Annotated in this window: 21 protein-coding genes and 1 pseudogene; 12 read left to right on the plus strand and 10 right to left on the minus strand. The window is 73.5% G+C overall.

Annotated features, from left to right (window positions below; all coding sequences use genetic code 11):
• Positions 1-59 precede the first annotated feature (59 nt).
• Positions 60-866 (minus strand): glutamate racemase, encoded by an 807-nt coding sequence (locus tag ACFU5F_RS15570; RefSeq protein WP_383887109.1) that lies wholly within the window; start codon positions 864-866, stop codon positions 60-62.
• A gap of 57 nt (positions 867-923) precedes the next feature.
• Here ACFU5F_RS15570 and ACFU5F_RS15575 point away from each other — a divergent pair, with 57 nt between their 5' ends.
• Positions 924-2,099 (plus strand): glycosyltransferase, encoded by a 1,176-nt coding sequence (locus tag ACFU5F_RS15575; protein WP_383887110.1) that lies wholly within the window; start codon positions 924-926, stop codon positions 2,097-2,099.
• A 5-nt stretch (positions 2,100-2,104) separates the two neighbouring features.
• Here the strand turns inward: ACFU5F_RS15575 and ACFU5F_RS15580 are convergent, their stop codons facing one another.
• Positions 2,105-3,397 (minus strand): TerD family protein, encoded by a 1,293-nt coding sequence (locus ACFU5F_RS15580; protein WP_383887112.1) that lies wholly within the window; start codon positions 3,395-3,397, stop codon positions 2,105-2,107.
• A 304-nt stretch (positions 3,398-3,701) separates the two neighbouring features.
• Between ACFU5F_RS15580 and ACFU5F_RS15585 the strand changes: the two genes are divergently transcribed.
• From ACFU5F_RS15585 to ACFU5F_RS15605, 5 genes are all read left to right on the plus strand, one after another.
• Positions 3,702-4,136: a DUF6643 family protein gene (locus ACFU5F_RS15585; protein ID WP_383887114.1), complete on the plus strand. Its 435-nt coding sequence runs from the start codon at positions 3,702-3,704 to the stop codon at positions 4,134-4,136.
• Positions 4,137-4,190: 54 nt separating this feature from the next.
• Positions 4,191-5,015 carry an MOSC domain-containing protein gene (locus ACFU5F_RS15590; RefSeq protein ID WP_383887116.1) on the plus strand — a complete coding sequence of 275 codons (825 nt, stop codon included), beginning with the start codon at positions 4,191-4,193 and terminating at the stop codon, positions 5,013-5,015.
• Between the two features lie 291 nt (positions 5,016-5,306).
• Positions 5,307-5,930 carry a hypothetical protein gene (locus tag ACFU5F_RS15595; RefSeq protein WP_383887118.1) on the plus strand — a complete coding sequence of 208 codons (624 nt, stop codon included), beginning with the start codon at positions 5,307-5,309 and terminating at the stop codon, positions 5,928-5,930.
• 111 nt (positions 5,931-6,041) lie between these two features.
• Positions 6,042-8,483, plus strand: coding sequence for a right-handed parallel beta-helix repeat-containing protein (locus ACFU5F_RS15600; protein ID WP_383887119.1), 2,442 nt, complete (start codon positions 6,042-6,044; stop codon positions 8,481-8,483).
• A gap of 96 nt (positions 8,484-8,579) precedes the next feature.
• Entirely contained in the window at positions 8,580-10,082 is a 1,503-nt protein-coding gene (locus ACFU5F_RS15605) for an alpha/beta hydrolase (RefSeq protein WP_383887121.1), read from the plus strand.
• Here ACFU5F_RS15605 and ACFU5F_RS15610 read toward each other — a convergent pair.
• Positions 10,079-12,514, minus strand: coding sequence for a hypothetical protein (locus tag ACFU5F_RS15610; protein WP_383887123.1), 2,436 nt, complete (start codon positions 12,512-12,514; stop codon positions 10,079-10,081). The two genes, ACFU5F_RS15605 and ACFU5F_RS15610, sit on opposite strands and share 4 nt — an antisense overlap.
• A gap of 290 nt (positions 12,515-12,804) precedes the next feature.
• Between ACFU5F_RS15610 and ACFU5F_RS15615 the strand changes: the two genes are divergently transcribed.
• Positions 12,805-13,638, plus strand: coding sequence for a DeoR/GlpR family DNA-binding transcription regulator (locus ACFU5F_RS15615; protein WP_383887125.1), 834 nt, complete (start codon positions 12,805-12,807; stop codon positions 13,636-13,638).
• 136 nt (positions 13,639-13,774) lie between these two features.
• On the opposite strand, the gene ACFU5F_RS15620 is transcribed toward ACFU5F_RS15615, so the two are convergent.
• Complete coding sequence (locus tag ACFU5F_RS15620) at positions 13,775-14,899, minus strand: PLP-dependent cysteine synthase family protein (protein ID WP_383887127.1); 1,125 nt, start codon at positions 14,897-14,899, stop codon at positions 13,775-13,777.
• A 354-nt stretch (positions 14,900-15,253) separates the two neighbouring features.
• Here ACFU5F_RS15620 and ACFU5F_RS15625 point away from each other — a divergent pair, with 354 nt between their 5' ends.
• The 3 genes from ACFU5F_RS15625 (at position 15,254) to ACFU5F_RS15635 (ending at position 16,920) form a co-directional block, all read left to right on the plus strand.
• Entirely contained in the window at positions 15,254-15,574 is a 321-nt protein-coding gene (locus ACFU5F_RS15625) for a hypothetical protein (RefSeq protein WP_005474746.1), read from the plus strand.
• A gap of 296 nt (positions 15,575-15,870) precedes the next feature.
• Complete coding sequence (locus tag ACFU5F_RS15630) at positions 15,871-16,422, plus strand: ATP-binding protein (RefSeq protein WP_383887129.1); 552 nt, start codon at positions 15,871-15,873, stop codon at positions 16,420-16,422.
• Positions 16,423-16,734: 312 nt separating this feature from the next.
• Positions 16,735-16,920 carry a DUF1272 domain-containing protein gene (locus ACFU5F_RS15635; protein ID WP_013005687.1) on the plus strand — a complete coding sequence of 62 codons (186 nt, stop codon included), beginning with the start codon at positions 16,735-16,737 and terminating at the stop codon, positions 16,918-16,920.
• 268 nt (positions 16,921-17,188) lie between these two features.
• Here ACFU5F_RS15635 and ACFU5F_RS15640 read toward each other — a convergent pair.
• Positions 17,189-17,341, minus strand: a pseudogene (locus ACFU5F_RS15640) (transcriptional regulator); the annotation flags it as partial.
• A 54-nt stretch (positions 17,342-17,395) separates the two neighbouring features.
• Between ACFU5F_RS15640 and ACFU5F_RS15645 the strand changes: the two are divergent.
• A complete protein-coding gene (locus ACFU5F_RS15645; protein ID WP_383887223.1) occupies positions 17,396-17,530 on the plus strand; it encodes an SDR family oxidoreductase in 135 nt (44 codons plus the stop codon).
• A gap of 123 nt (positions 17,531-17,653) precedes the next feature.
• Here the strand turns inward: ACFU5F_RS15645 and ACFU5F_RS15650 are convergent, their stop codons facing one another.
• Both ACFU5F_RS15650 and ACFU5F_RS15655 read right to left on the minus strand, forming a co-directional pair.
• The gene (locus ACFU5F_RS15650) at positions 17,654-18,898 is read right to left on the minus strand and encodes an ROK family protein (protein ID WP_383887131.1); all 1,245 of its coding nucleotides are present in this window, start codon (positions 18,896-18,898) and stop codon (positions 17,654-17,656) included.
• A 55-nt stretch (positions 18,899-18,953) separates the two neighbouring features.
• On the minus strand, positions 18,954-19,682 hold the full coding sequence (locus tag ACFU5F_RS15655; RefSeq protein WP_383887133.1) for an alpha-ketoglutarate-dependent dioxygenase AlkB family protein: 729 nt from the start codon (positions 19,680-19,682) through the stop codon (positions 18,954-18,956).
• A gap of 68 nt (positions 19,683-19,750) precedes the next feature.
• On the opposite strand from ACFU5F_RS15655, the gene ACFU5F_RS15660 reads away from it, so the two are divergent.
• A complete protein-coding gene (locus ACFU5F_RS15660; RefSeq protein ID WP_383887135.1) occupies positions 19,751-20,911 on the plus strand; it encodes a methyltransferase in 1,161 nt (386 codons plus the stop codon).
• Here the strand turns inward: ACFU5F_RS15660 and ACFU5F_RS15665 are convergent.
• The 3 genes from ACFU5F_RS15665 to ACFU5F_RS15675 are packed head-to-tail and all read right to left on the minus strand — an operon-like array spanning position 20,821 to position 23,532.
• Complete coding sequence (locus ACFU5F_RS15665; RefSeq protein ID WP_383887137.1) at positions 20,821-21,693, minus strand: helix-turn-helix domain-containing protein; 873 nt, start codon at positions 21,691-21,693, stop codon at positions 20,821-20,823. The genes ACFU5F_RS15660 and ACFU5F_RS15665 overlap by 91 nt on opposite strands.
• Before the next feature lie 53 nt (positions 21,694-21,746).
• Complete coding sequence (locus tag ACFU5F_RS15670; RefSeq protein ID WP_383887138.1) at positions 21,747-22,628, minus strand: ketose-bisphosphate aldolase; 882 nt, start codon at positions 22,626-22,628, stop codon at positions 21,747-21,749.
• A 13-nt stretch (positions 22,629-22,641) separates the two neighbouring features.
• On the minus strand, positions 22,642-23,532 hold the full coding sequence (locus ACFU5F_RS15675; protein ID WP_383887140.1) for an SIS domain-containing protein: 891 nt from the start codon (positions 23,530-23,532) through the stop codon (positions 22,642-22,644).
• Between the last annotated feature and the right edge of the window lie 42 nt (positions 23,533-23,574).

Consider the following 23,574-nt stretch of genomic DNA (forward strand, 5'->3'; position numbering starts at 1 on the left):
TCAGGTTCCGCAGCGCGGGCACCTGGTCGCGGACGGTCACTGCTCCGCGTCGCGGAACGTCACTGCTGCGGTGGGGCGGCCGGTACGGGAGCGGTCGTCCGCAGGAGGGCGCCCTCGGCGTAGGCCAGGGCCGGGGCGGGCAGCCCGCCCTCACGGCCGCTGAGGATGACGGTCAGCGTCGCCCCGGTCCAGTCCGCCTCGGGCTTGGGCAGCTCGCCGATGCGGCGCAGCGCCTGGGCGGCCACGGCGCCGGCGGAACCGTGCAGCACGAGCGGCGGGCGGCCGGGCTGCTGGACGGCCGCGCGGATGCGTTCGGCGACCAGTTCGTAGTGGGTGCAGCCGAGGACGACGGTCGTCACGTCGTCGGGGGTGAGGGCGGCGGCCGCGGCGATCGCGGCGTCGATCGCCGCGTCGTCCGCGTGCTCCACCGCCTCGGCCAGGCCCCAGCAGGGCACTTCGGTGACCGCGACGCCGTCGGCGAACTCCTCGATGAGGCCGCGCTGGTAGGGGCTGCCCGTGGTGGCGGGTGTGGCCCAGATGGTGAAGGGGCCGCCGCCGGACGCGGCGGGCTTGATCGCCGGGACGGTGCCGATGACCGGCAGGCCGGGTTCGAGGAGGGCGCGCAGGGCGGGCAGGGCGTGGACGGAGGCGGTGTTGCAGCCGACGATCAGGGCGTCGGGCGCGTGGGCGGCGGCCGCCGTCGCGACGGCGAGGGCGCGCTCGGTGAGGTCCTGTGGCGTGCGCGGGCCCCAGGGCATGCCGTCGGGGTCGGAGGAGATCACGAGATCCGCGTCGGGCCGCAGCCGCCGTACCGCGGCGGCGGCGGGGAGCAGACCGATACCGGAGTCCATGAGCGCGATCTTCACCCGGCCACGATAGACGATGGCCTCGGTACGGCCGCCGCCGTGGGGCAGACTGCGGATGTGAGCGCCATCGCGTGGACCGCCGCCGGATCACTCGCCGCCTGGTTGTGGCTGCTGCTCGGCCAGGGCTTCTTCTGGCGCACTGATGTGCGTCTGCCCCCGCGCCGGGATCCCGACGACTGGCCGTACGTCTGTGTCGTCGTCCCCGCCCGCGACGAGGCCGGCGTACTGCCCGAGAGCCTGCCGTCGCTGCTGGTCCAGGACTATCCCGGCCGGGCGGAGATCTTCCTGGTCGACGACGGCAGCTCGGACGGCACCGGTGACCTGGCCCGCGACCTGGCCCGGCGGCACGGCGGGCCGGCCCTGACGGTGTCCTCGCCCGGGGAGCCGCCCCCCGGCTGGACGGGCAAGCTCTGGGCCGTACGGCACGGGATCGAGCTGGCACGCGTGCGGGGTCCGGAGTTCCTGCTGCTGACGGACGCGGACATCGCGCACCGGCCGGACAGCCTGCGCGCCCTGGTGGCGGCCGCCCGTACCGGCGGATTCGACCTGGTCTCCCAGATGGCGCGGCTGCGTGCCGAGAGCCCGTGGGAGCGGCTGGTCGTGCCGGCCTTCGTCTACTTCTTCGCCCAGCTGTATCCGTTCCGGTGGATCGGCGTCCGGGGTTCGCGCACGGCCGCGGCGGCCGGTGGCTGTGTGCTGCTGCGCACCGAGGCCGTCGAGCGGGCGCGGATCCCGGAGGCGATCCGGCAGGCGGTCATCGACGACGTGGCCCTGGCGAGGGCGGTGAAGAGGAGCGGCGGGCGGATCTGGCTGGGGCTGGCGGAGCGGGTCGACAGCGTGCGGCCCTACCCCCGGCTGCGCGACCTGTGGCACATGGTCGCGCGCAGCGCCTACGCCCAGTTGCTGCACAGCCCGCTGCTGCTGGCCGGCACGGTCCTCGGCCTCGCCCTGGTGTATCTCCTGCCGCCCGTCGCGCTCCTGGCCGGGCTGCTGACCCGGGACCCGGTGACGGCGCTCCTGGGCGGCCTCGCCTGGCTGCTGATGACGGTGACGTACCTGCCGATGCTCCGCTACTACGGTCAGCCCCTGCGGCTCGCTCCGCTGCTGCCGTTCACCGCGTTCCTGTATCTGCTCATGACGGTGGACTCCGCGGTGCGGCACCACCAGGGGCGAGGTGCGGCCTGGAAGGGCCGCACCTACGCACGCCCGGAGCCGGTCCCCGACGAGGGGTAGCGCGGCTACTTCCGGCCGGGGGTCCAGTTCATCCCCCACCCGTAGGCGTAGTCGACCGTACGCTGCGGGCTCACTCCGCGTTCGGGCACGAGGTAGCGGGCCTCGCGCTGGACGATGAGATCGCCTCCCTGGTTGGTGATGAGGGCCAGTGCGCAGACGGTGGAGGGGACGGTGCACTCGTCGAGGGAGAAGTCGATGGGCGCGCCGTGCTGCGGCTGGAGGGTGACCGTCGCATGGAGATCGGCGAAGGAGCGGGCGCCCTCGTAGATGGTGACGAAGATGAGGATGCGCCGGAAGTACTGCTTGTGGTCGAGGTTGACGGTCAGGTTCTCGCCGCTGCTGACGGCGCCGGTGCGGTCGTCGCCGTCGAGGTGGATGAAGGGCGGCTGGTGCAGGGAGCCGAAGGCGTTGCCGAGCGCCTGGACGACTCCCTTGCTGCCGTCGGAGAGTTCGAACAGGGCGCACAGGTCGAGGTCGAGGTCCGCGTGCATGGCGACGGCCCGGCCCAGTTTGCTGCCCCACCCCTTGAACTGCTTGTGCACCTCCCAGTTGAGGTTCACGCGCATGGCGCCGGATGTGCCGCCCTGTTTGGTGAGCGAGACCGCCGGGGCCTCCTTGGTGAGCGTCACCTTGGTCAGGCGGACCGGGGCGGGGGGCGTCGCGGGAGGGGCGGGCGGCGGGGGCGGGGCGCTGGTCACCGGCGGCGGCACGGTGACGGGAGGGGCGACGGGCGTGGGGGCGGGCGGTGTGGCCGTCTGCTGGGGTTCGTCCACCGTGATGCCGAAGTCGGTGGCGAGGCCCTCCAGTCCGCTGCTGTAGCCCTGGCCGACGGCGCGGAACTTCCAGGCGCCCTGCCGACGGTAGAACTCCCCCAGCACGAAAGCGGTTTCGGCGCCCGCGTCCGTGCTGTCGTAGCGGGCGAGCTCGGTGCCCGCGCGCTCGTCGAGCACGCGGATGTGCAGGCCGGGCACCTGCCCGAAGGTGCCGCCGTCCGCCGAGGCGGCCACGACCACGGTCTCGACGGCCGCCTCCACGCGCGCGAGATCGACGACGAGCGATTCGGTCACCTGGCCGCTCGCGTCCCGCTTGCCCTCGTGCCGGACGGCGCCGGAGGAGTGCGCGGGCTGGTTGTAGAAGACGAAGTCGGCGTCCGAGCGCACCTTTCCGCCGACGAGCAGCAGCGCCGAGGCATCCGTGTCGGGCACACCCGGCCCGGAACGCCGGCCCAGCTCCACGCGCAGCGCGGTCGTCGGCACCGCGGTGTTCGATCCTTTCGGCATTGACATGTCCGCCCCCATCAGAAGGTCATCCAGAAGGTCGTCGCCAGACCGCGTCCCACGCGGACCGTCGGATCCGGCCGGATCCGTTGTCGGCGCCAAACCTATTCCCCCGGGGCCCGGAACCCCCAGATCCCCTACCGAAAGTTCCTGACCGACCGTCGGTAACCCGCCGGGAACTCGGCCCTTACACGATCAGTACGCGCTTTGCTGCCCTTTTTCGCCGACTTCGCTCGCATTGGGGGTCCGGCGTCACTGCCGACACGGAAAACAACCCTCTTATCGGTCTCCCCAACCAGCACATCGTGGGCTTAACTTATGTGCCATGACCTCCCCCCGCTCCACCTATGGCGGCGGTTACTACTCCGCCTCGTCCTTCGCGGACACCCCGATCTACGACTCTCTCGTCGCCGAGCGGGGAACCCCTCAGATCGCCCCGATCCGGGTACCCGCCCAGTACGACACCCCGGGCAGCAATCTGCCCGCACTGCCGTCGGCGCTGCCCGCGCTGCCGGCCGGCCCGTCCCAGTCCGCCTACGGCTATCCGCAGGCGCAGCAGCCCTCGCCGCTGCAGCAGGCACCCAACGCGTACATCCCGCAGCAGGTCGCGGGCCCGCGCGGCTACCCGGGCGCCCAGCCGCAGCAGCAGCAACGGCCCATGGCCGGATACGAGGCCATGCGCCCGGCGGCCCAGCGTCCGGCCCCTTCGGCCCCGTACCAGCAGGATCCGTACAACGGCCAGCAGTACCGCGGGTACTGAGGCACTCGGCACATTTCGCGTGGGGTTGTCACGGTCTGCTGGCAGGATGACCCCATGGGGAACCCGTCGCTGCACTCGATCCACGTCCACCCGCTGAAGGCGGCCCGGGGCTTCGCCCCCGACGAGGCCGTCGTGGAGCCCTGGGGGCTGGCGGGGGACCGTCGATGGGTGCTGGTCGACGACTCGGGCAAGGTCATCACTCAACGTCCGCATCCGCGCATGGCGTTGGCCGCCGCCGGGCGGTTGCCCGGCGGCGGTCTCCTGCTGTCCGCGGCCGGCCGCGCGCCGCTGACCGTCCCCGTGCCCGAGCCCACCGGCACGGTCACCGTGGAGATCTGGCGGGACAAGGTGGAGGGGGTCCTCGCCGACGCCGCGGCGCACGCCTGGTTCAGCGACCACCTGGGCGTCTCCGTACGGCTCGCGCACCTCGACGACCCGGCGACCCGCCGCCCGCTCGACCCCGAGTTCGCCCGCCCCGGTGAGACCGTCAGCTTCGCCGACGGCTATCCGCTGCTGCTGACCGCCCTTGCCTCGCTGGACGCGCTCAACGCGCTGGTCGCGCGGGGCGACCATCCCGAAGAGGGCCCGCTCCCCATGAGCCGCTTCCGGCCGAACGTGGTCGTCGACGGCACGGACGCCTGGGCCGAGGACGGCTGGCGGCGGATCGCGATCGGCGAGGTGACCTTCCGGGTCGCGAAGATGTGCGGCCGGTGTGTGGTGACCACCACCGACCAGGAGACCGGCGAGCGCGGCCGCGAACCCCTGCGCACCCTCGCCCGCCACCGCCGGTTCGGCGACAAGCTGGCCTTCGGGCAGAACCTCGTGCCGGAATCCGGCGGCACGGTCCGGATCGGCGATGCGGTGCGGATACTCGAATAGCGCGCCCGAACTCGCCGCCGTACGGGCGTTCTTGACGCGGCCGGTATGCGGCTCCCTATGCGGCCGCCCTATGTGTCCCCGGTTTGCGACGCCCCCGTTCCCCCTTGAAAATTCAATCTCCTACGATTCGGTTCACGGGCAGGGAACACATGCCCGGGGTTCGGCCGTTGGGCGTTTGTGAGAAGTTCATGAGAAGGCCCGGTGGAGAGTGATCTCGCTCTCTCTTGACCGGGACCGCCCGTGAACGGCTCCGCCCCGGGTTATCACGGACGCGGAAGGGGGTGTGGCGCGATGCGGGTGGTCGGTGGACTGCGGGCGATCGGCGGGCTGTGGCGCTGGCGGCACAATCCGCTGCGGCGGACGACCGATCTGGTCGAGGCATGGCTGGCGTTCGCGGCCCTGCTGCTGATCGTCGTCGCCGCGCCCCTCGTCGGCACCGTGGCCGGCACCACCGCCCAGGGCGCCCTGCAGCAGTCCGTGCGCGACCAGCAGCAGAGCCGACACCGGGTGACGGCCACCGTCGTCAAGAAGGTCGACGGCTCCCCGCTGGACCCCGATCCGGAGACCTCCGCCACCCGCGGCCGGCAGAGCCGCGTGGTCGCCGACTGGACCGGCCCGGACGGCACCGAGCGCCGCGGCACGGTCCTGGCCGGCCTCAGGGCCCCGCGGCCCGGGGACCACTTCACGCTGTGGACGGACCGGCAGGGCCGCACGGTCGGCCGCCCCCTGGACTCCACCACCGCCACGACCCACGCGGTGCTGGCCGGATTCGGCTCCACCGTGCTCGCCGCGGGGCTCGTGGAGGGCGTCAGACGCCTGATCGTCTGGCGCATGGTCCTGCGCCGGTACGCCCGCTGGGACCAGGCGTGGGACAAGGCGGGGCCGGACTGGGGCAGGACGGGCGCGGGCAGCTGACGGCCTTCCCACTCCGGTCAACTCCCCCTGTCCGCGCACGCTACGGTGGACCGACCAGCCGAACTGTTCGGCATCGACCCGCGTTCCACGAGGTGGGGGCACAGCAACGCCATGGCACAGGGCACGGTCCAGGTGACGCACACCGGTACATCGCGGTGGCGGCGCCGCACGGGTGAGTACGCATCGCTCGCCGCAGCCCTGGAGGCCGCGAGCGACGGCGACGTGCTCGTCGTCGCCCCCGGCACGTACCGGGAGAACCTCGTCGTGCAGCGGGGGGTCACGCTGCGCGGCCCGGAGGGCTCGCCCGGCTCGGTCCGCATCGCGCCCGCGGACGGGGTGCCGCTGACCGTGTCCGCCTCGGCCGTCGTGCAAGATCTGCATGTGGAGGGCCAGGACGCGGCGGCGCCCGCGCTGCTCGTCGAGGACGGCACACCCGAGCTGCTGGACCTGCGCATCGTCACCCGTTCCGCGGCCGGCATCGAGGTGCGCGGCGGCGCCCGGCCGACGGTCCGGCGCTGCACCGTGGACAACCCGGCCGGCATCGGCATCGCCGTGGTCGACGGCGGCGGTGGCGTGTTCGAGGAGTGCGAGGTCGTCGCGGCCGGCCAGGCCGGTGTCGCCGTGCGCGGCGGCGGCCATCCCCGGCTGGAGCGCTGCCGGGTGCACCACACCTCGGGCTCGGGCCTGACGGCGACCGGGGAGAACTCCGCCCTGGAGGCGATCGGTTGCGAGGTGTACGAGGTCCGCGGCAGCGGCGTGCAGATCACCAACCGGGCCACGGCCCATCTCACCGACTGCGACGTGCACCGCACGACGGCCGACGGGATCACCCTCGACACCGACGCTGTGCTCACCCTCGCGGACTGCCGTATCCACGACATCCCAGAGAACGCGGTGGACCTTCGCTCGCGCTCCGTCCTGACCCTGACACGCACGTCGGTACGGCAGTTCGGGCGCAACGGGCTGTCGGTGTGGGACCCCGGCACCCGCGTGGACGCCAACCAGTGCGAGATCTTCGACAGCACCGGCGACTACCCGGCCGTCTGGGTCAGCGACGGCGCGACGGCGGTGCTGGAGTCCTGCCGCGTGCACGACGTACCGGACGCGCTGTTCGTGCTGGACCGGGGCTCGCGCGCGGACGTCGTCGACAGCGACCTGTCGCAGGTGCGGAACACGGCGGTGTCGGTCAGCGACGGGGCGACCGCGCAGCTCGACGACTGCCGGATCCGGGACGCCGCCACGGGCGCCTGGTTCCGCGACCACGGCAGCGGAGGCACCCTCAACGGCTGCACGGTGGACGGCACCCAGACCGGCGTGATCGTCACCAAGGGCGCCGACCCGACCATCGAGCGCTGCACCGTCACCTCGCCCGCCGAGGCAGGCTTCTACGTCTCGGCGGGGGGCCGCGGCAGCTTCCTCAACTGCCGGGTGACCGGCAGCGGCGGCTACGGCTTCCACGTCATCGACGGCTGCCGGGCCACCCTGCGCAAGTGCCGTACGGAGCGCTGCGCGCGCGGTGGCTACGAGTTCGCGGAGGGCGGTCCCGGTACCACGGGCGGCGGTCCGGTGGTCGAGGACTGCACCAGCGACGAGAGCGCGGGGGTCCGGCCCCCGGCCCCGCAGGAGACCGCCACGCAGACGACGGCCGCGTCCTCCGGCCTGCTGGGCTCGATCCCCGGTCAGCGCACCACCGAGCAGCCGCCGGCCGTCCCCCCGTCCGTCGTGGAGCCCGAGACCCCGGCGCGGGCCTCCAAGGCCGTGCTCGGTGAACTCGACGCGCTGGTCGGCCTGGACAGCGTCAAGCGCGAGGTCCGTGCCCTCACCGACATGATCGAGGTGGGCCGCCGCCGCCGACGGGCCGGCCTCAAGGCGGCCTCCGTCAAACGGCATCTGGTGTTCACGGGATCCCCCGGCACCGGCAAGACAACGGTCGCCCGCCTCTACGGCGAGATCCTGGCCTCGCTCGACGTCCTGGAGAAGGGGCATCTCGTCGAGGTGTCCCGTGTGGACCTGGTCGGCGAACACATCGGCTCCACGGCGATCCGCACCCAGGAGGCGTTCGAACGCGCCCGTGGTGGTGTGCTGTTCATCGACGAGGCGTACGCGCTGTCGCCGGAGGACTCGGGGAGGGACTTCGGCAAGGAGGCCATCGACACCCTGGTGAAGCTGATGGAGGACCACCGGGACGCGGTGGTGGTGATCGTCGCGGGCTACACGGCCGAGATGGAGCGCTTCCTCACCGTCAACCCCGGTGTGGCGTCCCGGTTCTCCCGCACCATCACCTTCGACGACTACGTCCCCGACGAACTGCTGCGCATCGTGGAGCAGCAGGCGGAGGAGCACGAGTACCGGCTGGCGCCGGGCGCGGGCGAGGCCCTGCTGGACTACTTCACGGCGATCCCCAAGGGCCCGGCCTTCGGCAACGGCCGTACCGCGCGGCAGACGTTCGAGGCGATGGTCGAACGCCACGCGAGCCGGGTGGCGCAGGTCGACGAACCGGACAAGGACGACCTGACGCTGCTCTACGCGGAGGACTTGCCGGAGCTGCCGTAGCCCGTGTTGCTGGGGTGTGCCCCAGGGGGAGGACCCCACCACAGGGGTGCTGTCAGCCGGATGGGACCGGAGCGGTCCGGCCGACAGCATGGGCGCATGAAGATTCGCACCCGACGCGCCCTCGTCCTGGCCCTGTCCGTCTCGGCCGCCGCTACCACGCTGACCGTTCTCCCCGGCCCGGTGGCCGCCGCGGCGGCCTCCTCCCCCGCCCTCGACTGGCGTTCCTGCGCCCGGCCCGGCGGGCCGGCCGGGCAGCAGTGCGCCGAACTGACGGTTCCGGTCGACCACCGCTCCCCCGACGGGCCCCGGCTGACCCTTGCGGTCTCCCGGCTGCCCAGTGAGCGCCCCGAGGCACGGCGCGGCACCCTGCTCGTGCTGCCCGGCGGGCCGGGCGGCTCCGGCACGGCGAAACTCACCCGGCAGGGCGAGGCGTTACGGCGGGAGACGGGGGCCGCGTACGACCTCGTGAGTTTCGACCCGCGCGGCGTGGGTGCCAGTACCCGTGCGTCCTGCGGACTTCCCGAGGCGGACCGGCAACTGGTGACCCTGCGGCCCTGGCCGGCGCCAAACGGCGGCATCGCGGAGAACGTCGCCCGCTCCCGCCGTACCGCCGAGGCGTGCGCCCGCAACGGCGGTGCGGTGCTGCGCAGCTTCAGCACCGCCAACCAGGTGCGCGACATCGACAGTCTGCGGCAGGCCCTGGGCGAGACGAAGCTGTCGGCGTACGGCGTCTCGTACGGGGCCTATGTCGGGGCCGTGTACGCGCAGCGCTACCCGGAGCGCGTCGACCGGTTGGTGCTGGACAGCAGCGGTGACCCCGACCCCCGGCGGGTCGAGCGGGCCTGGCTGGCGAACATGGCGCGGGGGGCCGAGGACCGGTTCCCGGACTTCGCCGCCTGGACCGCCGACCCGGCCCGGGAGGCGGAGGGCCTGCGCCTGGCCCGGCGTCCCGAGGACGTCCGGCCGCTGTTCCTCTCCGTGGCCGCGGAACTGGACCGCCACCCGAAGGCGTCGACGACACCGGGCGTGCCGCTGACCGGCAACCGACTGCGGCAGGTCATGCACAACGCCCTGTACGACGACGCGGCCTTCCCCCGGCTGGCCCGGCTGGTGCGCGCGGCCAGGGTGCCGCGGGCGACCCCGGTGCTGCCGCCGGAGGTGGCTCTGCCCCTGAGCGACGAGGACGCCTCGGGCACGACGGCGGTGATCTGCAACGACGTGCGTTGGCCGAGGTCGGTGGCCGCGTACGAGCGGGCGGTGGCCGCGAACCGAGCGCGGTACCCCCTCACCGCCGGGCTGCCCGCGAGCATCCCGCCCTGCGCGTTCTGGAAGGACGCCCCCGCCGACAGGCCCACCCGGATCACCGACCGGGGTCCCTCGAACATCCTCATGATCCAGAACCGGCGTGACCCCACGACCCCGCACGTCGGCGCCGTGAGGATGCGGCAGGCCCTCGGTGACCGCGCGCGGCTCGTCACGGTCGAGCGCGGCGGTCATGGCGTCTACCTCGGCACGGGCAATGCCTGTGGCGACCGGGCCGTGACCCGGTTCCTCACCACGGGCGAGCGACCCGCGCGGGACATCTCCTGCCCGGACTAAGGAGTCCGCGGGCCCGGCAGCCCGGTGTCGAGGCGGTCGAGCAGCTGCCGCCGTTCCTCCACGAAGGCCGGGTCCGCCTGGTAGTCGGAGTGGCCGAGGATCGGGGCGGGCAGGGGGTGGGCGGCGGTGCGGCCGTAGGCGAGCGGGTCCGTGCAGGGTTCGGCGTCGACCTGCGGCCCGTGCCGGCTCGTCAGACGTATGGGGCCGCCTATGGGGTCGGTGCGGCGGTACAGGTTGCGCCAGCAGTCGATCTCGCGGTGCAGGGAGGCGAGCGGCTCGGGACCGAAGTGGGCGGGGAACCAGCGCCCGTACAGCCGCTCCAGCGGGGATCCGTAGGTGAGGAGAGCGACCCGTTCGCGGTCCGACGGGGTCAGCTGCCATGCGGCGGCCGCCGCGAGGACGCTGCCCTGCGAGTGCCCGGAGATGACGAGCCGGCCGCCCGTGGCGCGGGTCCAGGTGGCCATGCGCCAGGTCAGGTCGGGTACGGCCCGTTCGGCATAGCAGGGCGGCGCGAACGGGTGTGCGGCGCGCGGCCAGAACGTGCCCACGTCCCAGAGGATGCCGATCGTGCGGCGCGCGGAGGCGTCCTTGTAGGCCCGGCGCCCCCAGGTGACGAACAGCAGGAAGCCCACGCCGATCAGCCAGGACCCCAGCGCCTGCGCGGCCTCGGCGGCGCCCGCGACGAAGGCCGGCGAGCCGAGCGCCGCCCGCGCCGGGGTCTCGCGCGTCGCCAGGGCGCCGGTCAGGGCGGCCGCGCCGAGCAGCAGCGTCACGGTGGAGATGACGCCGACGAGGCGGGGCGCCCGGTCGGTGAGCGCGGCCATGGCCCGGGTGCGGGCGATCCGGCGGGTCCGGCCCGCGTCGCGCGACTCGTGCTCCTCGCCGGGGCGCTCCTCGTGGGGCCGCTCCCGTGTCAGGCCGTACTCCCGCTCGACCGCCGCCGTCTCCTCCCGCCGCAGGACCAGGGTGCGGCGGGCCAGCCAGCCGAGGAGGCCGAGCACGACCAGGAGCAGGGGCGGGATGACGGAGGCCTGCCAGGTGAGCAGGACGGGGGGACCGGGCAGGGCGTCGTCCGTGCCGCCCAGCCAGTCGGCGACGCGCTGGGCGACCCCGGCGGACATCACGCCGCCGAGGGCACAGGCGAGCATGGCGACGGCGGGGCCGGCCAGACCGTACAGGGCGGTGCGCGAATCGGGGCGGGAGCGGTACAGCACATGGGCGACCACGCCGAGCGCGAGGACCAGCACACCCTGGACCAGGGTGATCCCGCCGAAGGTGACGTCCCCAGGCAACCGTCCCGCCGACCGCCAGCCGGGGCGTGACCAGCCGGCGTACAGCGCGGCGAGGAGGAGCACGGCGATCGAGCAGCCCGGCAGGCGGCGTACCAGGTGCGCGTCCAGGTGCTTGTCGAGGCGCCACTCGCTGCGGCCCCGGCGGCACACCACCCACACCACGACGACGGCGAGCACGACGAGTGCCGTCTCCAGCAGCCTGCCGAGCAGCTCCAGGACCGCGGGGCCGCCCGCCCCGCGGTCGTGGCGGGCCGCGGACGTGCCGACGGCCGCCGCCACGGTGAGGAAGCCGGCCGCCACATGGGCGGCACGCATCCTGGCCACGAGGCGGCGCCCGTACCAGAAGCCGGGCCGGCCGAGGGCGACGCGTGCGGTGTCCTCGGCCTCGGACCCGTCTCGCGGCGCCTTCTCGTCCTCGGAGGAGGTGTCGCCGTGCTCCATGGGGCGCTGGGACTCGTACTCGCTCCAGGTGCGGTGGGAGAGGTACCACAGCAGGCCGGTCAGGGCGCTGGGCACCAGGGCCGCCAGGGCGAGACGGCGGCCGGGCAGACTCCACCAGCCGTCGTCGGAGACGGCCGGGGAGAGAAATCCGAGCCAGGTGTGCGCCCGCGCGCAGTCGCGTGCGCCCGCGCACTGCCAGGCGGTCAGATCGAGCGCGACCTCGCAGGCAGCGGCGACGAGCAGCACGGTCAGGGTCAGGCCGGTCAGCCGGACCAGCAGCCCGTAGAGGCGTACGGTCCGGCGGCGGTCGCCGGCGCCGGGCCGCATCCAGTGGGCGAGGTTGACGACCATGAACGGCAGGAGCAGCAGCCACAGGGCGCGGGAGCCGTTGCCGGAGGTGAGGTTGCACCAGACGTACGCCTCGGGGACGGGTCTGCCCCCGTGGGCGTCCGGCTCGCTCTCGGCCTCGGCGTCGTCGACGCGGCGGAACACGGCGGCGGTGTCGTCGCCGGTGATCCGGACGGTGCGCGGATCGTCGAGCATGCGGTCGGGGCTGGTTCCGCCGACACCGTGGACGAGGAGTTCGAGGGCGGGACCCTCCGGCCCCGGCAGGCCGGATTCCGGGGGCCTCCGCGCCCCGGCGGGTTCCCGATGTTCCCCGGGTCCCGTATGTGCCGTATGTTCCCTCGCACGATCCACTGTTCCGCTTCCCCCGTGACGCACCGCAAGTCAGGTGATGTGCAGGCACTGATGATCGCCGCTGAGACGGCCTCGTACACCTGTGGTCACCGAATCTCCTCGATCCATGTGATAGTGACGGGCGCGGGAAACGGTGCGTGACGTGCGGGTGACCGTGCAGGTAATGGCCTCGCCCGTGGTGGACCGTGCGAATATGGGACGTCCTCGGGACCGGGGACGGGGGAATGTCCTCGTCGGAGGGGGTAATGAAGGCGTGTCGGGCGTGATGGGGCGAGAGGACCGGAGCGGGCGTGAGTGAGAACCAGAACCTCCTCGCGGAGCAGCGCCGAGCCCTGATCCTCGACGAGGTGCGACGGCGGGGCGGGGTCCGGGTCAACGAGCTGACCCGCAGGCTCGGTGTGTCGGACATGACGGTGCGCCGCGATCTGGACGCGCTGGCCCGCCAGGGCGCGGTGGAGAAGGTGCACGGCGGCGCGGTGCCGGTGGCCGAGGCGAGCACGCACGAGCCCGGTTTCGAGGCGAAGTCCGGGCTGGAGCTGAGCGCCAAGGAGGACATCGCGCGGGCCGCCGCGGAGCTGGTCGCCCCGGGGTCGGCGATCGCCCTGTCGGGCGGCACGACGACGTACGCGCTGGCGCACCGGCTCGTGGACGTGCCGGATCTGACCGTGGTCACCAATTCGGTGCGGGTCGCCGATGTCTTCCACGCCGCCCAGCGCACGACGGGTCCCCGGCAGGGGGCGGCGACCGTGGTCCTCACGGGTGGGGTGCGCACGCCGTCCGACTCGCTGGTGGGGCCGGTGGCCGATCAGGCGATCGCGGCGCTGCACTTCGACGTGCTGTTCCTCGGGGTGCACGGCATATCCGTCGAGGCGGGTCTGTCCACTCCGAATCTGGCGGAGGCCGAGACCAACCGGCGGCTGGTGCAGTCGGCGCGGCGGGTCGTGGTGGTGGCCGACCACACCAAGTGGGGCACGGTGGGCCTGAGTTCGTTCGCGGCGTTGGAGCAGGTCGACACGCTGGTGACCGACGCGGGGCTGGCCGCGCAGGCGCGGGCCGAGATCGCTGAGCATCTGCGGCGGCTGGTGGTGGCCGGGGAGGACTTCGACGACGGCGTGGACGACTGAGCGCCGTCGAGTTTCGAGGACGGTCCGTGGCCGCGGGTCGTCCGTGGCCGGTCGCGCCCACGCGGCGGAGCCGCACATCGGAACGGCCCCGCGCCCCTGACGGGGCGCTGCGGGACCCGGCGGTGAGAAGGGGCTCTCAGGCCGTCCACTCGCCCGTCGCCAGCAGTGTCTCGATCGCCGTCGTGTACGGGGCGATGTCCAGGCCCTGTTCCGTCAGCCACGCGTCGGAGTAGTACTTGTCGAGGTAGCGGTCGCCCGGGTCGCACAGGAGAGTGACGACGCTGCCCTGGCGGCCCGCCGCGACCATCTCGGCGGCGATCTTGAAGGCGCTCCACAGCCCCGTGCCCGTCGATCCGCCGGCCTTGCGGCCGATCGCCAGTTCCAGGGCGCGTACGGCGGCGACGCTGGCGGCGTCGGGGACCTTCATCATCCGGTCGACCGCGCCGGGGACGAAGCTGGGCTCCATGCGGGGCCGGCCGATGCCCTCGATCCGGGATCCGCAGTCGCAGGTGACGTCGGGATCGCCGGTCGTCCAGCCCTCGAAGAAACAGGAGTTCTCGGGGTCGGCGACACAGATCCGGGTGTCGTACTGCATGTAGTGCACGTACCGGGCGATGGTCGCCGAGGTGCCACCGGTGCCGGCGGTGGCGACGATCCAGGCGGGCTCGGGGAACCGCTCCAACTGGAGCTGGCGGAAGACGGATTCGGCGATGTTGTTGTTGCCGCGCCAGTCCGTGGCCCGCTCGGCGTAGGTGAACTGGTCCATGTAGTGTCCGCCGGTCTCCGCCGCGAGGCGAGCCGACTCCTCGTACATCTTCCGTGAGTCGTCCACGAAGTGGCAGCGTCCGCCGTGGAATTCGATCAGGCGGATCTTCTCGGCGCTGGTCGTGCGGGGCATGACGGCGATGAAGGGGACGCCGATCAGTTTGGCGAAGTACGCCTCCGAGACGGCGGTGGAGCCGCTGGACGCCTCGATGACGGGACGGCCCGGCCGGATCCAGCCGTTGCACAGGCCGTAGAGGAAGAGGGATCGGGCGAGGCGGTGCTTGAGGCTGCCGGTGGGGTGGGTCGACTCGTCCTTGAGATACAGGTCGATGCCCCACCTCTCGGGCAGCGGGAAGCGCAGCAGATGGGTGTCTGCGGAGCGGTTGGCGTCGGCCTGGACCTTGCGCACGGCCTCTTTGAGCCAGTCGCGGTACCCGGCATCGCTGTGATCGACATCGAGGGTCGCGCCCGGACGAGTGGGATGGGGGGTGCTCACGGCGTGCTCCTCACGGTGCGCCGACGGCGGATCGCGGCGTCGGACATCCCGATGATAAACACCTTCCACACGCTTCTCACCTGCATAAACATGCCTTTGAACACCTCAAAGGCACTCCTGTGGCAGGGATGCGCGGGGCGCATGGGGGGCGCATGCCGCGCATGCGCCGGAACCCCGCCCCCGGGCCACCGTGCGCACTGGTGCTCGACCCGCAGGACGTGCAGACTTCACCGCACGGGCCGAGTCGACGTCACCGGGGCCGTTCAGGGGAAGGCGGCCTCGGGCACACTGGAGCACGGTCCGCGACGGATCGCACGGCACAGGACAGTCGAGGCGCACTAGGGGGCGGGATACATGGCCGAGCCGGAGTTCAGGGCCACGGGCGTCCGGATCGGGAAGCGGCTGCGGCAGCTCACCCGGGCGGGGCAGGTCCGGATCGAGGACGGCCGGCTGCAGCTGCTGACCAGCTACGGCAGCGAGATCGACAGCGCGCCGGTGCAGGCGGTGCGCGCCTCGAAGCCCTGGTTCGCCAACGAGGACCGGGCGTTGGCCGACGTCAACGGCACCCGCTACACGCTCACGCTGAACGAGCACGACCCCGCTCCGGGGAAACCCGGTCCACCCTCGGCGCGCCGGTTCATCGAGGCGGTGCGCCGGGCCGCCGGGCGGGGCTGACGAAGCCGGCCGAACGGGTCCGCCGAGCCGCGAGTTGCGGGCCCGGTCCCCCTGGGTCACTCTGGTTTCACGTCACTCTGGGTTTACCGGCGATCACGCTGCGAACCAGCCCGCCGGCCACGTCAGCGGGCGGCGGCCGTGCGCAGCCACCCCACGAGCAGGCGGCAGCCCCGGCTTCCGCCACCAGGCGGCAGTCATCGGCGGCCGCACCACAGCAGGCGGCGTTTTTCGCCCAGCCACCTCGCTGGATCCGTACTCCGATCTTCTTCCGGACTCAACTTCGGGGAGTCGCAGCCGTGATCAGCCAGCAAAGCAGGCACTGCACGGTGGAGCTCCAAGCCCTGCCGTCGCGGATCGGACAGGTCCGCAGAATCGTATCTGCGCAATTGCGCTACTGGCATCTGGATCCGTTGATAGAGCGGGCCGCGCTCGGGGTGACCGAGCTGCTGTCCAACGTCCACCGGCACGCGGAGCCGGACAAGATGTGCACCGTGGAGATGGAACTGCTCCTCGGCCGGCTCACGGTCTCGGTGCGCGACAACGACCCCCGCCTCCCCGTCGTCCAGGACGCGGAGCCCTACGCCACCTGCGGCCGCGGGCTGGCGATGGTCGCCGCGGTGAGCGAGAGCTGGGGTGTGCGGCCGCACGCCGAGTCGGGGAAGGTCGTGTGGTTCACGCTGCCGGCGTCCTCCGCGGCGGTGCCGAAGATCTCGCCGTACGACGCCGGGCTGACGGTCGAGGCCGCCCAGCCGTGCGATCTCGGACAGCCCTACGACACCGGACGCAGGCCCGCCGCGCGCGGGCGCAGGTCCGAACACGCTCCCGCCCGGTCGGCCGTCGCAGGCTGACCGGGCGGTGACCCTTCCTCCGTGGGCCGACGCGGGTAAGCACGCCGACGACCGGCTCGCGGACGCCGGCCGGTCCCGCACCCGGCGCACTCCTCGCAAGTCCGAGGACGGCGCCGGGCAGCGTACCGTCCGGTGCACCTACGCGACTCCGGTGGACCGCCGTACGGGGCGATGTCGTACGGAGCGGTGCGCGCGGCGGCCACGAGCAGGGGCCGGTCGCCGTGGGGACATGCCCGTGGCAGGATCGTGTGGCTCGCCGCCCCCTCCGGCGGCGGTTTCCACGGCACCCCGATCCGAGAAGAGGCCCCACCCATGGCGCTGGAGATGCGCGACCGCTGCGAGCGCTGCGCGACGACCGTGCTGCCCGCCGACGCCCCGGCCCGCATCTGCTCGTACGAGTGCACGTTCTGCGTGCCGTGTGGCGAGGCCCTGCGCGAGATCTGCCCCAACTGCGGCGGGGAGCTGGTGGCCAGGCCCCGGCGCCGGACGGACGCCTGACGCCACCGACCGCCGCCCCGGGGGGCGTCACGGGAGCTGTCGACGCCGTTGCGCACCGGATCGATGACGGTGGACACCTAGGAGCGGGGGGTGGCGTGCCTCGTCCTCGACGGTCCGCCGCTGCTTCTGTGTCCCGGCCCAGGTCGCCAGGAGGGTGAGGCTGTCGGCGCTGGGGGTGCCGAGGTCGGCGGTGTAGGTGGTGAGGGAGATACGGGTCGCCGGGCAGGGCGAAGTCGTCGTACGAGAGTTTCATCCTGCCGACGGCCGGGTGGTGGACGGTCTTGCGTCCGCGGGAGCGGCGGCGGACGTCGTGCTTGGCCCAGCGGGTGCTGAAGTCCGTGCTGCGGGTGGACAGCTCATCGACGAGTTCGGTCACCTGCCGGTCCGGCGGGTCGCGTCCGGCGGTCGCGCGGAGTACCACGACCCGATGGTCGCCGACATGGTGGAGAACCAGGCCGAGGCCATGGCGGCGATCATGAAGGAGCAGCCCATCGGCCGGCTGGGGAGGGCGGACGAGGTCGCTGCCGCCGTTGTGTGGCTGTGCAGTTCCGGCGCCGGCTTCGTCGTCGGAACAGCCCTCCCCGTCGACGGCGGCTTCACCGTCCACTGAGACGGACAGGCACGCTTCCTGGGCCCAGGCCGGCCGTCCGCACGCCACCCAGCGGCGGTCCCGGTCCCGTTCGTGGTCTCCCGCTCGATCATGCTGCGGGGTAGCGGCACCCGGTGAGGGGCGTCAGACCATCGCGGCCAGCGGATCGTCGAGCACCGGCTGCCACGCCAACTCGGCCGCGCCCACCAGGCTGTTGTGGTCCAGGGTGCAGGCGAGGATCGGAGGCACCCCGCTCTGCCGCCCCCACAGGCTGCGGTCGGCGACGACGGCGCGCAGCCGGTCCGGGTCGGCGTCGAGCAGGGCCCGGTGCATGCCGCCGAGGATGATGCGGTCGGGGTTGAGGATGTTGACCAGACCCGCGAGTCCGAGGCCGAGGCGGTCGATGATCGCCTCGGCGGCCGTGCGGACGACCGGGTCGGTGTACTGGGTGCGGATCAGTTCGTTGGCCTGCTGCAGCAGGGAGCCCTCCGGGCCGGGGTCGCGGCCGACGGCGGTGAGCAGGGCCCGCGGGTCGGCCTCGACGTCGAGGCAGCCGCGGCTGCCGCAGTGGCAGGGGCGGCCCTCGGGGTTGACGGTGAGGTGACCCACTTCCAGGGCGAGCCCCGAACTGCCCGTGTGCAGACGGCCGTCGAGGACCAGCGCACCGCCGACGCCTCGGTGCCCGGTCGCCACGCACAGCAGCTCCCGCGAGCCCCGCCCGGCGCCGTGCCGGTGTTCGGCGAGGGCGGCGAGGTTGACGTCGTTGGCCGCGAAGGCGGGCCCCTCGATGCCGGCCGCACGGATCCGCTCGGCGAAGATCTCCCGCACGGGCGCACCCGCGGGCCAGGCCAGGTGCAGCGGGTTCAGCGCCAGTCCCGCCGGTTCCGCGACCGCGGACGGTACGGCGAGGCCCGCGCCCACGCACCTCCGGCCCGTCTCGCGCAGCAGCGCGGCGCCCGCGTCGACGACCGAGCCGAGCACCTTCGCCGGGTCGGCGTCGACGATCTCGCAGGCGGGCGCGGTGGTGACGATCCGGCCGCCCAGGCCGACCAGGGCGACCCGCCAGCCGTCGGCGTGGATCTGGGCGGCGAGGGCGACGGGCCCCTCCTCGGCGACCTCCAGGCGGTGCGAGGGTCTGCCCTGCGAACCGGCGGCCGCACCGGGGTGCGCGTCCACGCGGATCAGGCCGAGCGCCTCCAGTTCGGCGGCGACGGCGCCCGCCGTGGCCCGGGTCACCCCCAGTTCGGCGGTGAGCACGGCCCGGGTCGGCGCCCGCCCGGTGTGCACCAGTTCCAGTGCCGGACCGAGCGCGCCCCTCCCCCGGTCCAGCTTCGCGCGTGCCGTCGGTGTCCCTTCGCCCGCCGCCTTGGGGGCCGCCTTCCCGTCCATGAGGGGGAGTCTCCCATGATCCGCTCGGCGTCGGCCCGCCACCCGGCGCCGCGCCTCAGACGTCGTCGAAGCCGCCGGCCCGCAGCGTGATGTTCAGCCGGCCGGTCAGGCCCAGCCCGGCCGGCGCGGTCCCCGCGTACACCCGGGGCACCCCGTGGTACGCCCGCCGCGCCGCCCCGCCGAACACGAAGAGGTCACCGCTGCGCAGCTCGACGTCCGTGTAGGGACGGGTCCGGGTCCGCGGATTGCCGAAGCGGAAGAGGCAGGTGTCGCCGAGGCTCAGCGAGACCACCGGGGCGTCCGACGGTTCGTCGCTGTCGCGGTGCATGCCCATGCGGGCGTCGGCGTCGTAGTAGTTGATCAGCGCGATGTCGTACGGGTCCGTGGCCCGCTCCGGGCCGAGCGTGTCCGCCACCGCCTTCCGGCCCAGTTCGCCCAGCCAGGCCGGGAAGGGCTTCACCGGCGTACCGTCGCCGTCGACGGCCGTGCGGGAGTAGGCGTACGGGTAGGTGTGCCGGCCGGGGCAGGCGGGGTTGTCCCGGACGGCTCGGCCGCAGGCGGGACAGGCCCGTACGACGCCCCAGTGCCGGCCGAGGCAGACCTGCCGGGCGGTCATGGTGCCGCCGCCCGGGGTGCGGACCGTGCGGAGCCCGGCGGGCGGCCGGGCCCATGCACGACAGGCTTCCACCAGGCGCCGCTGCTGTTCGGCGTCCAGCCGGTCCGGGACGTGGACCGCGCCGGGCACGATCTCCGTGCGCTCGCGGGGGAACAGCTCGGCGTTCATGGTGCCATCGTCCCGCACGGCCACTCGGGAGGAGTCCTGAGCTGCGGCTCGGTTAGCCTGGGCGCACGATGAGCGACCGTATGACCGCGCCCTGGGGCGAGTACACCCTGACGCGCTTTCCCGAGGACCCCCGTGACCTGTTGCGCGCCTGGGACGCGTCCGACGCGTATCTGCTGCGCCATCTCGCGGAGAGCGGGACGCGGCTGGACGGGACGGTCGTGATCGTGGGCGACCGCTGGGGTGCGCTGACGACCGCGCTGGCCGGGTACGGGCCGACGCAGATCACCGACTCCTTCCTGAGCCGGGAGGCGACGCGGGCGAACCTGGAGCGCGGCGGGGTCGAGGCGGACGCCGTACGGCTGCTCACCACCCGGGACACGCCGCCGGACCGCGTCGACGTTCTGCTCGTCCGGGTCCCCAAGAGCCTCGCGCTCCTGGAGGACCAGCTGCACCGCCTGGCGCCCGCCGTGCACGAGGGCACGGTCGTGATCGGCACGGGCATGGTCAAGGAGATCCACACCTCCACGCTCCGCCTCTTCGAGCGGATCCTGGGCCCGACCCGCACCTCGCTGGCCCGGCAGAAGGCGCGGCTCGTCCACTGCACGCCGGACGCGGGGGTGCTGGCGGCCCGGGGCGGCGATCCGTGGCCGTACACCTATCGACTGCCGGACGGCATCGGCCCGTTGGCCGGGCGGACGGTCGTCAACCACGCGGGGGTGTTCTGCGCGGACCGCCTCGACATCGGCACCCGGTTCTTCCTGCGGCAGCTGCCCAAGGCCCCGGCCGGCGGCCGGGTGGTCGACCTGGGCTGCGGCAACGGCGTGGTGGGCACGGCGGTCGCGCTGGCCGGTGCCGACGCCGAGGTGGTGTTCGTCGACGAGTCGTACCAGGCGGTGGCCTCGGCGCGGGCGACGTACGAGGCGAACCGGCCCGGCGACGACGCCCGGGCCGAGTTCCGGGTCGGCGACGGGCTGGAGGACTTCCCGCCGGGCAGCGTCGATCTCGTTCTCAACAACCCGCCGTTCCACTCCCATCAGGCGACGACCGACGCCACGGCCCGGCGGATGTTCACCGGGGCGCGGCGGGCACTGCGGCCGGGCGGCGAGCTGTGGGTGGTCGGCAATCGCCATCTGGGCTATCACGTGACGCTGCGGCGGATCTTCGGCAACAGCGAAGTCGTCGCGAGCGACGCCAAGTTCGTGGTGCTGAGGGCGGTCAGGGCGGGCTGACCGGCCGTCGTCGAGGTGGCACCTCGCAGCGCGCGGGGCGAGGCGCCCAGCTCCCGTCGGCAGGCCTTGTTGAAGGCCTGGAGGTCGGGGATGCCCACGGAGGCGGCCACGGCGGGGATGGAGAGGGTCGTGGCGCGGAGCAGATGGTGGGCGCGTTCGAGTCTGCGGCGTCGGATGTAGGCGACGACCGTGCCACCGGTCTCGGCGTGGAACAGACGGGTCAGGTGGTTGTGGGAGACGCCGGCCGCCCGGGCCACCTCCGGCACGGTGAGCGGTGCCGCCAGGCGCGCCTCGATGTGGGCGATGGCGGCGGCCACCGCCGGGTGCGGGCCGGGGCCCGCGGTGGCGGGCGGGGCCAGCGTGGCGACGCGCCACAGGGCGGTCCAGATCTCGGCCCGGGTACGGTCCGGCTCGCTCGGGGAGGCGGCCACCGCCCGCAGCAACAGACCGGTGAGCGTGGGGAGTTCGGGTCCGGCGTCCTGCACGACCGGTACCGTGCGGGGCGGTCCGGCCGGGGTGACGCGCAGATGGGCGAAGAGGTGCTCGGAGCGGCCCCGGTAGCGGTAGCGGACCGTGGTGCCGGGCGGTACGAGGCTGACCCGGCCGGGGCGGACGGGGTGGACGGTGCCGTCGACGGTCAGCTCGCCCTCGTACTGGTACAGGTGCAGCTGCCACAGCTCGGGCAGCCGGAACACGTCCGTGGGGCTCGCGACGCCGTGTACGCCGACCCCGGCGAGGGCGACGACCGGCGGTGCACCGAGGTGGATCTCCGTCTCCCGCATGACCGGAAAATACCAGTGACGGGCGTCACATTCCGCTCCTGCGACCGCGCACTCTAGGCGGAAGGAGCAGGGGGAGCCGGCAGTTCCGAGCGCAGGACGCGGATGAGGCGGGTCACGGTGTCCGCCATCGCGGTCCGGCCCGCCGCGAGGTACCGGCGCGGGTCCACGACCTCGGGGCCGGCGTCGAGGAACTCCCGGATCGCGCCGGTCAGGGCGATGTTGAGGGCGGTGCCGATGTTGACCTTGGCGATGCCTCCCGCGACGGCCCTGCGCAGTTCGCCGTCCGGGACGCCCGAGGAACCGTGCAGGACGAGGGGGACGTCCAGGGCGCCGGCCAGCCGCCGCAGAAGGGTGTGGTCGAGGGCCGCGGTGCGGGTGGTCATCGCGTGCGAGCTGCCGATGGCGACGGCGAGCGCGTCCACGCCCGAGTCGGCCACGAAGGCCCGCGCCTCCTCGGGGTCGGTACGGGCCCCCGGCGCGTGCGCGTCCAGCGGCGCCGCGCCGTTCTTGCCGCCCACCTGACCCAACTCCGCCTCGATCCAAAGCCCTTGGGCGTGCGCCCACTCCACGGCGGCGTGGGTCGCGGCCAGGTTGTCCAGGTAGGGCAGGCGTGAGGCGTCGTACATCACGGAGCTGAACCCGGCGTCGGCGGCCCGGTGCAGCAGGTCGTCGCCGCGCACGTGGTCGAGGTGGAGCGCGACGGGCACGGCCGCCCGCTCCGCGACGGCGGACGCGGCGCGGGCCAGCGGGAGCGGGTCGCCGTCGTGGAACCTGACCGCGTTCTCGCTGACCTGGAGGACGACGGGCGCGTCGGCGGTCTCGGCGCCCGCGACGACCGCCTCGACGTGCTCCAGGGTGATGACGTTGAACGACGCCACCGCGACGTGCGTGGCGGCGGCCCCGGTGATCAGCGCTCGGGTCGTCGTGAGGGGCACGACTCCTCCTGTTTCAGCGGTCGTTCGGGTCGAGGATCACCGAGCGCGTGAGATGGCGCGGCCGGTCGGGGTCGAGGCCGCGGGCGGCGGCCACGGCGACGGCGAGCCGCTGGGCGCGGACGAGTTCGGCGAGCGGATCGAGCCCGCCGGGCACCCAGGTCCCGCCGGTCGCCCGCACCTGCTCGGCGAGCCCCTCCGGTGCCTCGCCGAACATCCAGGTCGCCGTGCCCCGGGTGGTGACGCTGATCGGTCCGTGCCGGTACTCCATGGCCGGATACGCCTCGCTCCACGCCAGCGCGGCCTCGCGCATCTTCAGCGCGGCCTCGTGGGCGAGGCCCACGGTCCACCCCCGGCCCAGGAAGGTGAACTGGGCGCTGTCGAGGAGCCCTTCGGGCAGCGGTGCCTCGAGCGCGGTCCGGGCGTCGGCGACGGCCGTCTCGGAGTGCAGGCCGAAGTGGGCGCGCAGCAGGGTGAGCGCGGTGGTGGCGAACCGGGTCTGGACGACGGACTTCTCGTCGGCGAAGCCCAGGACGACCACGTCGTCCGCGGCGGCCATCACCGGGGTGGCCGGGTCTGCGGTGATCGCCGTCGTACGGGTACGGCCCCGCAGCACGCCCAGCAGGTCCAGCACCTCCGTGGTGGTGCCGGAGCGGGTGAGGGCGACGACGCGGTCATAGGTCCGCAGCCGGGGGAACTCCGAGGCGGCGTAGGCGTCCGTCTCGCCGTGGCCGGCCCGTTCGCGCAGCGCGGCGGCGGCCTGGGCCATGAAGGAGGACGTCCCGCAGCCGACGAGCGCCACCCGCTCCCCCGGCGCGGACAGGACCCCGGCGTGTTCCACCGCCTCGGCGGCGACGCGGGCCCAGCACGCGGGCTGGCTGTTCAGCTCGTCCTCGACGTGGCTCATGCGGTCACTCTCCCCAGGAGACACCGGGATCATGCTTGTTCC

The organism is Streptomyces sp. NPDC057438 (assembly GCF_042802995.1).
Classification (GTDB): Bacteria; Actinomycetota; Actinomycetes; order Streptomycetales; family Streptomycetaceae; genus Streptomyces.